The organism is Bacillus sp. AY2-1, assembly GCF_008368965.1.
Taxonomy (GTDB): Bacteria; Bacillota; Bacilli; order Bacillales; family Bacillaceae_G; genus Bacillus_A; species Bacillus_A thuringiensis_S.
In genome coordinates, this window is sequence record NZ_QPEL01000145.1 from 58,065 (window position 1) to 70,490 (window position 12,426).

Here is a 12,426-nt window from a genome sequence, read left to right on the forward strand (position 1 = left end):
ATATATTTCTACAGTATTGTGTTCAATTTATACATAAATATTGAGAAAATTTCACTTACCCTAAATGGAAAGGTAATAGAAGTGTTCATAGAGAATTACTCGTAGATTCAATTTTTATCCATCCGTTTTGCGGGGAATGATTGCCTAGTGGTAATGGGATAAGGTTGAGCTACTTTATTAGGGGGAGTGGTTCTATGTTTAATAAAAAAATGGTGGCAATGGCAATGACTGTGCCGTTAGTAATGGGGACAATTTCTACGGTTTCGGCATTGGAAAAACAACAGCAAGTAAAGTTAGAAGCTTATTCACCGCAGAAAAAAGCAACTGAATATTTAAAAGAAAATGCTGCGCAGTATGGATTGAAAACAGATCTTTCAGACTTGCAATATATTTCTACAACAGAAACGTCAGTAGCTTCATATGTTAGGTTCCAACAAGTTGTTAATGGTGCACCTGTATTTTCAAAACAAATAACAGTTACGCTTAACGGAGAGGGAAAGGGAGTACTCGCTGTTTCTGATTATCAGCCTGTTACAGGTGTGAAGGAAGTAACGACAAAAATTAGTGAAAAAGATGCAATACAAAAATCAATGGCGTATGTTGGAGAAGCAAGTGAGCAAAATTTATGGGCTCCTACAGATAAAGAGTTCGGATATATTGTTGAAGAAGGAATTGCTCGTCCAGTATATAAAGTTGTAGTCCATTCTAATAATCCATTTGGTGCATGGGAAACATTTATTGATGCAGAAAATGGAAAGTTAATTAAAAAAGTTGATATAAACCGAAAAGCTGAAGGGTCAGGAAAAGTATTTTTACCTAACCCAGTCGTATCTAGCGGTAGTAAAGTAGGCTTAAAAGATAATAACGATGCAGATTCAACAGCGCTAACGAATCAATTAAAAACTGTTACTTTAAAAGGCTTAGATGGGACAGGTTTTTTAATTGGAGAGTATGTAACGATTTCTTCAAAAGCGAGAACAAAATCTACAAACTTACAATTCAACTATACACGTGCAAATGATAGCTTTGAAGATGTAATGTCATATTATCATATTGATACATTACAGCGTTACATTCAAAGTCTAGGGTTTAAAAATATTAATAATCGTTCGATTAAAGTGAATGTGAATGGAACAACAGCTGATAACTCATTCTATTCACCGACAACGAAAGCTTTAACATTTGGTACTGGCGGTGTTGATGATGCAGAAGATGCTGGTATTATCGCACATGAGTATGGGCATTCGATTCAAGATAACCAAGTTCCTGGCTTTGGTAGTTCAGCAGAAGGCGGAGCGATGGGAGAAGGATTTGGCGACTTCTTAGGTGCTACATATGAAGATGCAGTATCGACTACAGGATACGGAAAAGCATGTGTTGGAGAATGGGATGCGACAGCTTACTCTAGTTCAGATCCAACATGCTTACGCCGATTAGATACGAATAAAGTATATCCGAAAGATATAACGAATGAAGTGCATGATGATGGTGAAATTTGGGCACAAGGTCAATACGAAATGGCACAAGCTTTTGGCCGTGATGTAGCAACAAAAATCATTTTACAATCACACTGGTCATTAACACCAAACTCTAAATTCAGTGATGGAGCAAAAGCGATTAAGCAAGCAGATGCTCTTTTATATGGCGGACAACATGCTGCTGATATCGATCGTATTTGGGCAGCGAGAGGCATTAGTACGAATTAATATAAAAAGTCGTGGCATTATAAGCCACGACTTTTTAATTTGCTTACGAACTGGTACTAGTAAATAAAGCTATATCAATGATAGTGTGAATATATCCGTATCCCATTTACTTTTTAGCTTCTTTAAAAACAAAATGTTCTTTAAATTTTCTAGATTCAACTTTTTGACCATTTCGCATCAATCGGAATGGGTGTTCTTGCCATGTAATAATAACATCAACCTCATCCGCTTTTGTAGCAACAGGTAAATTAGCGTGTTCAAATCCAGTTTTTCCACTTGCTAAACGACTTTCCTTTAGGGAAAAGAGTTCATATTTCGTTTTCTTATTTGGTTCGTTGCGGAATACTTCGACGTTTACGTTATATACTTCACTATTCCCGATATTCTTTACTGAAAAATGATATGTTTGAAATTCATTTTTTTTAGCTTGAAGCATATTTTTGTTTGTTTTTTTCGGTTTATCAATATTCACTAGCCATTGACCAGAGTTTTGAGAGATTGGTAAAGATTTTGGTGAATAGGCGTATGTTTCGTTTACTACAATTAGGCAAAACAATAGGAGAAAGAAACTAATTGCTTTTTGCATATGCACACCTCGCTTTAAATTTGTTTATTAATATGCGTGAAAAATACGGTTTTTATGTAAAAATTGGGAAAATATTAGATGTGTAATTTCGGATTTGATACATAAGAATATGTATTACAAAATTAACTTTTCCCGTTTTAGAAGCAGTTAGGAGTTAGAAAATCAGAATGTTTCAAAAAAATTCTTGCATTTTATAAAGAGAGAAGTTAGAATACTCTGTAAATATAAAAAGTGATGATCAGGAAAAGTACATGGTGCAAAGGTCTACAGAGAGCAGCCGGTTGCTGAGAAGGTTGTGATACCGCATGATGGAAAGACACCTGTGAGTGTTGCTTTGAACGTGATTATTAGTAAAAGCAAACGGTACCTACCGTTATCAGGGCTAAGATGGTCAGTATGACAATTTGGGTGGTACCGCGGAAAAAAATCCGTCCCTATTTATAGGGGCGGATTTTTGTATTCTTTGAAAGGGGGTGAGTGACCGTGGATGATGACGATGACAACAATAACGTAAACAAATATAAAATTACTGGAGGGAAAAATAATGAATTCAATAATGAAGCGTTCACTCACAAAAGAATGTATGGAACAAAGTGGAAAGGTTGTATTACTTCAAGGATGGGTAAAAAAAATTCGGCATCTTGGAAATGTTAGTTTTTTATTATTACGGGACAGAACAGGAGTAATTCAATGTGTATTAGAGAATGGATTGGCTGGATATAAAGTTGATGTAGAAAGTGTTGTCCATGTAATCGGTGAAATAGTCGAGACGTCGAAAACAGAATTGGGTGTTGAAGTACTTGCTCATGAAGTGAAAGTAATAAACGGTGCAGAACCACTTCCATTTGAAATAAATAAAAAGAAGTTACAAGTGGGCTTAGATCAACTACTTAATGAGCGAGTAATATCATTAAGGCATGAGCGAACCGCAGCGATTTTTAAAGTGAAATCTACACTCGTTCAGAGCTTTAGTGAAATTCTTATAGAGAACGATTTCACACGGATCTTTACGCCGAAAATTGTTTCGCAAGGGGCAGAAGGAGGAGCAAATGTTTTTAAGCTTCCATACTTCCAAAAAGAAGCTTATTTAGCACAATCACCACAGTTCTATAAGCAAATGATGGTGGCAGGTGGGTTAGAACGAGTTTTTGAAATTGCACCTGTATATAGAGCGGAACATCATAATTCTTCCCGTCATTTGAATGAATATATATCGTTAGACGTAGAACTTGGTTTTATTCATGATTTTTATGAAGTGATGCAACTAGAAACGGATGTTTTACGATATATGTTTCAACAAGTAGCGAAAAAATGTGAAATAGAACTACAACTATTACAAATAGAAGTACCTGTTATTACTGAAATACCTAAAATTACATTGTTAGAAGCACAAGAAATTTTGAAAAGTAAGTATCGTAAAGAATCTCCTGTAGGGGATTTAGATACAGAAGGTGAAAAGTTACTAGGGAAATATGTAAAGGAAACATATAATAGTGAATTTGTTTTCATTACACATTATCCGAAAGAAGCGAGACCGATGTATACGATGCAAAATAAAGAGAATCCAGCTATTACTGATTCATTCGACTTATTATATAAAGGGTTAGAAATAACGTCAGGGGCACAGCGAATTCATAATTATGAAATGTTACTCGCTTCGTTTAAAGAAAAAGGATTACACCCAGAGAAATTTCAATCTTATTTAAATACATTCCGATACGGTTGTCCCCCGCATGGAGGTTTCGGAATTGGGTTAGAAAGGATTGTATATAAACTATTAGAATTAACAAATGTACGAGAGGCGAGTGCTTTTCCGAGAGATTGTACTCGTCTTATACCGTAAAAAGAATCTTCGCGATTATCGCGAAGATTCTTTTTATAGTTCGTTTGAAAAGATGAAAATATAGACTCTTTCTTTTGCTAATAAGCTTAGTAAAAGTGAGTTATCAATATGAACCATTTCGACAAAAAATTAATATACCCCTTGACAGTTACAAATATAACCGATATACTTCATATTAATTTCAAAAGAAAATATATTCTAAATATTACAATGTGTTGAATAGGAGTAGTAAGGTCATGTATTTGTACAGAGAGCTATGGGTTGGTGCGACATAGTCAAATGACATCCTGAACTCGCCTAGGAGCAGTAAGGTGGAACGGAATCACATTCTTAGTAAATCTTAACGGTTAACCTTCGATATTAGGTTTGTAATCAAACGATTACTACTAAGGTGGATTCATAATGGAATCAATAAGGGTGGTACCGCGTTAAGTAAATGGCTTAGCGTCTCTTTATATAGAGATGCTAGGCCATTTTTTTATTATATGGAAAAAGAAGTGGAGGGTTTATTTGGATAGGTCTATAAAATTTATTTATCTATATAAAAAGATTTAATTAGGAGGAAAATGAGATGAAACAAACGGAGCAATGGACTTCGAAATTAGGTTTTATAATGGCTGCAGCAGGATCAGCAATTGGACTTGGCGCAATATGGAAGTTTCCTTATATCGCCGGGAAGAGCGGGGGAGGAGCATTCTTTTTAATCTTTATATTATTTACTATATTAATTGGATTACCACTACTTATAGCTGAATTTATGATTGGACGTAGTACGCAGAAACAAGCAGTTGGCGCATTTAAAAGTATTGCACCAAATACAGGGTGGCACTGGATTGGACGCCTTGGTGTTGGAACGTGTTTTATACTACTTTCATTTTATAGTGTTGTAGGTGGATGGGTGTTAATTTATTTATTCAGAGGAATTACTGGACAACTAATTGCACCGGGACAAAATTACGGAGCATTATTTACTGAAACAATTGGGAATCCCACTTGGGCTATTATGGGACATTTCGCTTTTATGTTCATTACGATATGGGTTGTATCAAAGGGTGTACAAAACGGAATTGAAAAAGCAAGTAAATATATGTTGCCAGCATTGTTCGTTTTATTTGTCGCTCTTATTATTCGTTCGTTAACACTTGATGATGCTATGAAAGGTGTGAAGTTTTTCTTACAACCAGATTTCTCAAAGATTACTTCGGAAAGTATTTTGTTCGCAATGGGGCAATCATTCTTTGCAATTAGTATCGGGATTTCAATTATGGTTACCTATAGTTCCTATTTAAATAAAAAAGAAAGTTTACCAAAATCAGCAATAACAATTGTTGGATTGAATTTATTTGTTTCTTTATTTGCAGGTCTTGCCATTTTTCCGGCCGTATTTTCATTAGGAATGGAGCCGACAGAAGGACCTGGATTACTATTTATCGTATTACCATCTGTATTTAGTCAAATCCCATTCGGTGGATTTTTCTTAACAGTATTCCTTGCACTATTTACATTTGCGACATTAACATCGGCATTTTCTCTACTAGAAACTGTTGTTTCAGCATTAGCAAATGGTGAACAAGAAAAGAGAACGAAATTATCATGGCTGATCGGTTTCGGCATTTTCTTAGTAGGTATACCATCAGCGTTATCATTTGGAGTATGGAGTGATATTACGATTTTCGGAAAGAATATTTTTGATGCAGTAGACTTCTTATCTAGTAATATATTAATGCCACTTGGAGCACTATTTATTAGTATTTTCGTTTCATTCAAAATGGAAAAGAAGATACTAGAAGCAGAGTTTTTTGTAGGTGGAAATTATGGAAAGAAAGTATTTACTTGTTGGGCATTTTTACTTCGATTTGTAGCACCGCTCGCAATCATTATCGTCTTTTTAAATGTAATAGGGATTATTTAACAATAAATGTTATAATATTCAGTAAAAAAAGAAGATGGTGATGTTTATGGCGAATTTGATAGAAACAGGAGAGTATATGAATATTAGAGGGAAAAAGCTATACGTTGAAACACATGGAAATCCTAAAAATAAGCCAGTCTTATACTTGCATGGTGGACCAGGAGAGAGTTGTTATGATTTTTCATTTCATCAAGCGGAACGTTTAAAAGATTCTCTATATGTAATTATGATAGATCAAAGAGGTGTTGGTCGTTCAGAAAAAATTACTGAAGACGAAGCTTTTGGATTAAATGATTTGATTGAAGACTGTGAGGAATTAAAAAAAGTATTACAAATTGAGAAGTGGTCTATAATTGGACATTCTTTCGGTGGATATGTAGCATTGCTTTATGCGTCGATATATCCAAGTTCAATAGAGAAAATAATATTTGAAGGACCAACTTTTGATTTTGCATTAACAAGTAGAGCTTTGTTGCAAAAGACAGGGCATTTATTAAAAAAGTATGGAAAAGAAGAAGTAGCAAAAGAGTGCTTTGCTTATTCATCTAGCGATGCTAGTTCAGAAGAGTTGTTAGAAGCTTATATAAGATTAAGCGCTGAATTAGAAGAAAAAAGAATGGAGATTTACAATAATAAGGAAGATAGGACAGATGAGAGTTTATACAGTGATGAAGAGTGGGAAATATTTTCAAATCGCTCCAAAATGCACTTTGATAGATTAAAATTAGAGGGAGCATGTCATACATCATTATTATCAAAAATAAAAGATGTACAAAATCTAATGTTATTAATAGTAGGAAAACATGATGTAGTAACGTGTGAAGAACAAATTAAAACATTTAATAAAGATGCCCGAAACGGCAAGTATATCGTATTTGAAGAGAGCGGTCATTCACCTCATTATGAGGAAGCAGATAGATTTGCAGAAACAGTCATACATTTTTTGAAATGAAGAAAAGGGTGCTTCTATAAATGAGAGGCACTCTTTCTAAATTTCTGGATATGTGATTGTGATGTTAGGCCACTTACTTTGCCAATTCTTTTTTATAACTCTGTTTTTGTACATATGTAATCGTTCTTTCGATTTAAGAAAATGAGCTGTTGGTCTCACTTGTAAGGAAAGGACATCTTCAATACCACATGGGGCTGTTAATATAACATTGTTTAGTTCATCAAGTGTAACTCCTAAAGCCGTTGCTGTTTCAGGGAATTTAGAAATAGCATTAACAGAAGAAGAATATGGTGGCATATTATTCACTACATGCATACGAGCTTGATTTTTTACAGACCAAGGAATAGTAGCATCAATATTCATTAATTTCGTTTCTAATGATTGTTCGTATATCTCATCTTGATGTAGACTATCATAATAAATCACATCAACATCAGGCATAGCCGTTTTAGCTTCATAGTCATGTAAAGTATCCCAAATTTTAGAACGAACAAAGCCGGCACAAACCCACCAATCAGGTAACTCTAGTGATTTTGCCATTTGTAATACATTCATCATCCATTCGTCGTTTTCTATTAAGCGAATTATATCTTTCTCTGTTTTGATCTTCATTGATAAATTCACCTTTCTAGTAAATTAATGCATAAGTTCAATAATCCATAAAATCCAGTAAGCACCTGGTACAAATAGTAGTTGTGCCAATAATGTGCCGAGAAGTCTAGAAATCATTAGCCAACCATACATTTTACTCATAGATTCAGCACCGCTTTCTGATTGTAAAGCACGTTCTGTTAAAAGAGCAATGCGTGGATCGAGTAATACAGTTAATAAAATAGTGGCGAAACCATTTACAAGGCCAGAAGCTGTACTTGCATTTGTTGCATAATCTGGATTTAAAAAAGAAGCGTAAAGGGCAGAAAGTACCCCAGCTGTATAAATAGCAGTAGCAAACATGTTAATAAGCATAATACGCTTTGGAATACCACCGATACGCAGTCTATGAATCATTTCTAACTTTGGAAAGCGGACATATTTTTTTGTGTACTTTAATTTTTGAATGTTATTCGTTTTCATCATTCGAATGAAAGAACCGTCTGTTTCAAAGTTTTGAATGACATATCCAAATAGTTTTGTCAAAGTTGGATACAGTATAATCGCAAGCAATGTACCGATAGAAGCAGATAATAGTACAAGACGTATAATATGCTCTAAATCAATAGAAGGATCTAGTTTTGCTTCGTCCACAATCCCGCCAAGTAAAAAGGCTTGTAGTAAGTTTGACGTTCTTGAAATGAGTAATACGATTCCTACGACGGATAATGCGACAGCAATCTTCTTTAAACGAACCCCCGCTAATCGAATACTATAAGAGCTTGTTTCAACTGCGTGGATTACAATTGTGAAAGCCATTATAAAAATTAACGTAATTGACATTTGTTTCACCAGTTTCTATTAAAATAATTGTAACTTTTTTACTTTATCATATCTATCGTATTTTGTAACTGAAAGTATGTGACATATGGAAATTGATTTTTCGAAAAAATAGATAATGATAGTATAATAGGGAGAAGTGGAAGAGATGTTAGCAGTTATTTATACAGCAAATTAAGTGGAGGAATGAAACATGTATAAAACATTTCTATTTGATTTAGATGGAACTTTAACGGATCCGAAAGAAGGGATTGTAAATTCGGTTTTGTATGCGTTAAAAAAAGTAGGAATTGAAGAAGTACATATAAGTGAGTTAGATTCATTTATAGGTCCTCCTATTCAGCAATCATTCGTAGAGAGATATAATATGAGTGAAGGAGAGGTTGAACGTGCAGTTTTTTACTTCCGTGAGTATTTAAAGCAGCGTGGATTGTTTGAAAATAATGTATACGAGGGGATTCTGAAGCTCTTGCAACAATTAAAAAGTTCAGGAAATCGCATATTCGTAGCTACTTCAAAGCCCACTGTATTTGCGAAACAAGTTATAGAGCATTTTCAATTAACGAATTATTTCGAAGATATCATTGGAAGTAATTTAGATGGTACGAGAATAAAAAAAGAAGAAATAATTGCTCATATTTTACAAACAAATGAAGAACTAAATAAAGAAGAAATGATAATGATTGGTGATAGAAAGCACGATATAATAGGTGCGAATCAGAATGGAATTGCTTCAATTGGTGTTTTATATGGCTATGGCTGTGAGAAAGAACTGACTGAAGTTAGTGCGACTTACATAGTGAAAGATGTTGAAGAACTGTATCATTTTTGTGTAAGAAAAATTTTAATAAATCAGTAAATATAGGTACTAACAATCCCTTTATAACGTATGATGAGGAATTCGTTTCTGTTTAAAGGGATTTTTCATATGTAATCGAATATTTATAATTAGACATTTTTAGCATGAAAAAATTGTATGAATAAGAGGAGGGATGTCAGAATTAAAAGATTAGTAGAAGTTTATCAATAAAATTTAGAATATTCTGTTTAATGGAGGGGTAAAATTGGAGTTAGTTATTATATTATTAGCACTAAGTTTACTTATGTTCGTAGCATATAGAGGCTTTTCTGTTATTTTATTCGCACCGATATTTGCATTATTTGCAGTATTTTTGACAGAACCTAGTTATGTATTACCTTTCTTTTCTAATATCTTTATGGAGAAAATGGTTGGATTTATAAAGTTATATTTTCCTGTGTTTTTATTAGGAGCAATATTTGGAAAAGTAGTGGAAATGTCAGGAATTGCAGATTCTATCGCAAAAACGATTATTGAGTTAGTTGGTGAAAAACGTACTATATTAGCGATTGTATTAATGGGGGCTATTTTAACGTATAGTGGTGTTAGTGTGTATGTAGTAGTGTTTGCTGTTTATCCGTTCGCAGCTAAGTTGTTTCGACAAGCTAATATTCCAAAGCGTTTAATCCCTGGAACGATTGTTCTTGGAGCAGTAACGTTTACAATGGATGCGCTACCTGGATCACCACAAATTCAAAATGTAATACCTACAACATTTTTTAAAACGAATATTTATGCTGCACCGATACTCGGCATTGTAGGAGCAATTTTTGTTCTTACATTAGGTTTACTATATTTAGAGAGTAGACGTAAGAAGGCAAAAGCGGCAGGTGAAGGATATTTTGGTTTTAATGATGGAAATACTGAAATGGCAGCATCTTTGCAATTAGAACAAAAAAATATGCCATTAATTAATAACATTGAAATTACAAGAGCACAACAACTTATTGCATTTATACCACTTATTTTAGTAGGTGTAATGAATAAAGTGTTTACTATTATGATACCAAAGTGGTATCCAAGCGGTTTTGATTTTTCTGCAATTGGTATGAAAGCATTTGGAAAAGTAGAATTAAGTGCAGTAGTAGGAATTTGGTCTGTAGAATTGGCACTTATTATAGGGATCTTAACAACGTTATTATTATATTGGAAGCGAGTAGTAACAGGTTTCCAAGCTGGATTGAATACAAGTATTGGTGGAGCGCTACTTGCAACGATGAATACAGGAGCTGAGTTTGGATTCGGTGGTGTCATTGCAGCACTTCCAGGCTTCGTAATTATGAGAGATGGCATCTCTGCTACTTTCACAAATCCGTTAGTGAATGGTGCAGTAACGACGAATATTTTAGCTGGAATTACAGGCTCTGCATCAGGAGGAATGGGAATAGTATTAAGTGCAATGGGAGATAAATTTATTGCAGCGGCCAATCAATTTGATATTCCATTAGAAGTTATGCACCGTATCGTATCAATGGCATCAGGAGGAATGGATACACTACCGCATAACGGGGCTATTATTACTATTCTTACAGTAACAGGATTAACACATAAACAGTCCTATAAAGATATATTTGCTATTACAATTTTGAAAACGGTTGCTGTATTTTTAGTTATCGCGTTCTATACTTTAACAGGACTCTATTAAAAATTCGAATCGTAAAGATTCATCAAATCGATAATTTATATCATAAAATATTAAATAGGATAAGAAGGGGTGGAGTACTTGCAAGAAGTTTCTGAGTTTCGTATGCCAAAGTCGGTATTATATGGAAGGAATTCGCTTGAAAAACTTGGGGAACAATCAAAAAAGTTAGGGAAAAGAGCTTTTATAGTTACTGATACAATTATGGAGAAATTAGGATATCTTGAAAAGTGTATACAACAACTAAATAAGAAAAGTATTACTGTTAGTACATATAATAAAGTGGATGCTGAACCTACAAATATACACGTGTTAGAAGCCTTATCTCTTTGTAAAGAGGAAAAGTGTGATTTTATTATCGGTATTGGTGGTGGAAGTTGTATTGATGCTGCGAAAGCAGTAGCGGTTTTATATACAAATGGTGGAGAAGTTGAGGATTATGTCGAAAAGGATATTGAAATAGAAAACAATCCACTACCACTTATTGCAATTCCAACAACTTCTGGTACTGGATCGGAAGTTACAAGTGTAGCAGTAATTACGAATAAAAAAACAGATGTAAAAATGATGATGAAGCATCCTAGTTTTATACCGAAAGTAGCAATTATAGATCCAGTTTTGACAAGTTCGTTACCACCACAAATTACGGCAGCAACAGGAATAGATGCGTTATGTCATGCGATTGAAGCTTATATTTCTAAATTTTCACAGCCACTTACAGATGTACTTGCTCTTTCAGCTATTGAAAGTATTATAAAATATTTACGTATAGCATATGAAGATGGACGTAATATGGAGGCAAGAGAAGCGATGATGATTGCTTCCTTACAAGCTGGAATTGCATTTTCTAATGCATCAGTTACATTAGTTCATGGAATGTCAAGGCCAGTGGGAGCATTATTTCATGTACCGCATGGAATATCAAATGCCATACTATTACCTACAGTGTTAGAGTTTACAAAAACAAGTGCAGTGAAAAGGTTAGCAAAAATTGGACGTAGTTTAAATAAGGATTTGTATTCGAATTCTGATGAGGAAGTAGCAGACTACACGCTTGGGGAAATAAAAAAACTTTGCTTTGATCTTCGTATTCCAAATTTAAAAGAATATGGAATCGATGAAATTGAATTTGAAAATGCTATTTCTAAAATGGCATCAGATGCAATTGAAAGTGGTAGCCCAGCTAATAACCCACGTGTTCCATCATATGATGAAATCAAAGCGTTGTATCGAGAGTGTTTTAATTATAAGTATAAAGAATTTATAAAAACATCAGATTGTTAATTTCAGAATATTCTATAAAAATTTCCTTGGAAATGAAAGTACAATTACTCTTTATTATTTCCATATTAAATTCCGTAAAACAAGACTTTATATTTCAAACTTAAAGTCTTGTTTTATTATGTATAATATATACAATAAAACGTTGTTATTAGTTTTATAAAAAAGTTTAGGTAGGTGTTGTTGTTTATATGAAAACGATAGGTCTTATAGG

Annotated in this window: 10 protein-coding genes and 2 other annotated features; of the genes, 7 read left to right on the forward strand and 3 right to left on the reverse strand. The window is 33.9% G+C overall.

The features are described from left to right. Positions 1 to 194: 194 nt before the first annotated feature. The gene (locus DN403_RS25895; RefSeq protein WP_000482275.1) at positions 195 to 1,706 is read left to right on the forward strand and encodes a M36 family metallopeptidase; all 1,512 of its coding nucleotides are present in this window, start codon (positions 195 to 197) and stop codon (positions 1,704 to 1,706) included. A gap of 106 nt (positions 1,707 to 1,812) precedes the next feature. On the opposite strand, the gene DN403_RS25900 is transcribed toward DN403_RS25895, so the two are convergent. Beyond that, positions 1,813 to 2,292: a hypothetical protein gene (locus tag DN403_RS25900; RefSeq protein ID WP_081143858.1), complete on the reverse strand. Its 480-nt coding sequence runs from the start codon at positions 2,290 to 2,292 to the stop codon at positions 1,813 to 1,815. 225 nt (positions 2,293 to 2,517) lie between these two features. Continuing rightward, positions 2,518 to 2,731 (forward strand) — a binding site (T-box leader). Positions 2,732 to 2,836: 105 nt separating this feature from the next. On the opposite strand from DN403_RS25900, the gene aspS reads away from it, so the two are divergent. From aspS to DN403_RS25915, 3 genes are all read left to right on the forward strand, one after another. After that, positions 2,837 to 4,135 carry an aspartate--tRNA(Asn) ligase gene (gene aspS, locus DN403_RS25905; protein ID WP_001084710.1) on the forward strand — a complete coding sequence of 433 codons (1,299 nt, stop codon included), beginning with the start codon at positions 2,837 to 2,839 and terminating at the stop codon, positions 4,133 to 4,135. 206 nt (positions 4,136 to 4,341) lie between these two features. Next, positions 4,342 to 4,590: a binding site (T-box leader), on the forward strand. Positions 4,591 to 4,706: 116 nt separating this feature from the next. Further along, entirely contained in the window at positions 4,707 to 6,047 is a 1,341-nt protein-coding gene (locus DN403_RS25910; protein ID WP_000814513.1) for a sodium-dependent transporter, read from the forward strand. A 46-nt stretch (positions 6,048 to 6,093) separates the two neighbouring features. Further along, positions 6,094 to 6,999 (forward strand): alpha/beta fold hydrolase, encoded by a 906-nt coding sequence (locus DN403_RS25915; protein ID WP_001284944.1) that lies wholly within the window; start codon positions 6,094 to 6,096, stop codon positions 6,997 to 6,999. A 36-nt stretch (positions 7,000 to 7,035) separates the two neighbouring features. On the opposite strand, the gene DN403_RS25920 is transcribed toward DN403_RS25915, so the two are convergent. Further along, positions 7,036 to 7,611, reverse strand: coding sequence for a nucleotidyltransferase family protein (locus DN403_RS25920; RefSeq protein ID WP_000695364.1), 576 nt, complete (start codon positions 7,609 to 7,611; stop codon positions 7,036 to 7,038). 24 nt (positions 7,612 to 7,635) lie between these two features. Beyond that, positions 7,636 to 8,433, reverse strand: a complete 798-nt coding sequence (locus tag DN403_RS25925; RefSeq protein WP_000028912.1) for a lipid II flippase Amj family protein — start codon at positions 8,431 to 8,433, stop codon at positions 7,636 to 7,638. Positions 8,434 to 8,623: 190 nt separating this feature from the next. Here DN403_RS25925 and DN403_RS25930 point away from each other — a divergent pair, with 190 nt between their 5' ends. From DN403_RS25930 to DN403_RS25940, 3 genes are all read left to right on the forward strand, one after another. Beyond that, complete coding sequence (locus DN403_RS25930) at positions 8,624 to 9,289, forward strand: HAD family hydrolase (RefSeq protein WP_000278487.1); 666 nt, start codon at positions 8,624 to 8,626, stop codon at positions 9,287 to 9,289. A 205-nt stretch (positions 9,290 to 9,494) separates the two neighbouring features. Then, on the forward strand, positions 9,495 to 10,934 hold the full coding sequence (locus DN403_RS25935; protein ID WP_000424339.1) for a GntP family permease: 1,440 nt from the start codon (positions 9,495 to 9,497) through the stop codon (positions 10,932 to 10,934). Positions 10,935 to 11,012: 78 nt separating this feature from the next. Then, positions 11,013 to 12,215, forward strand: a complete 1,203-nt coding sequence (locus DN403_RS25940; RefSeq protein WP_074789595.1) for an iron-containing alcohol dehydrogenase — start codon at positions 11,013 to 11,015, stop codon at positions 12,213 to 12,215. The last annotated feature ends 211 nt before the right edge of the window (positions 12,216 to 12,426 follow it).

Coding starts and splice junctions, on each gene's coding strand:
- DN403_RS25920 (WP_000695364.1), bottom strand. CDS start 7,611: ATGAAGATCAAAACAGAGAAAGATATAATTCGCTTAATAGAAAACGAC.
- DN403_RS25925 (WP_000028912.1), bottom strand. CDS start 8,433: ATGTCAATTACGTTAATTTTTATAATGGCTTTCACAATTGTAATCCAC.
- aspS (WP_001084710.1), top strand. CDS start 2,837: ATGAATTCAATAATGAAGCGTTCACTCACAAAAGAATGTATGGAACAA.
- DN403_RS25915 (WP_001284944.1), top strand. CDS start 6,094: ATGGCGAATTTGATAGAAACAGGAGAGTATATGAATATTAGAGGGAAA.
- DN403_RS25930 (WP_000278487.1), top strand. CDS start 8,624: ATGTATAAAACATTTCTATTTGATTTAGATGGAACTTTAACGGATCCG.
- DN403_RS25900 (WP_081143858.1), bottom strand. CDS start 2,292: ATGCAAAAAGCAATTAGTTTCTTTCTCCTATTGTTTTGCCTAATTGTA.
- DN403_RS25895 (WP_000482275.1), top strand. CDS start 195: ATGTTTAATAAAAAAATGGTGGCAATGGCAATGACTGTGCCGTTAGTA.
- DN403_RS25910 (WP_000814513.1), top strand. CDS start 4,707: ATGAAACAAACGGAGCAATGGACTTCGAAATTAGGTTTTATAATGGCT.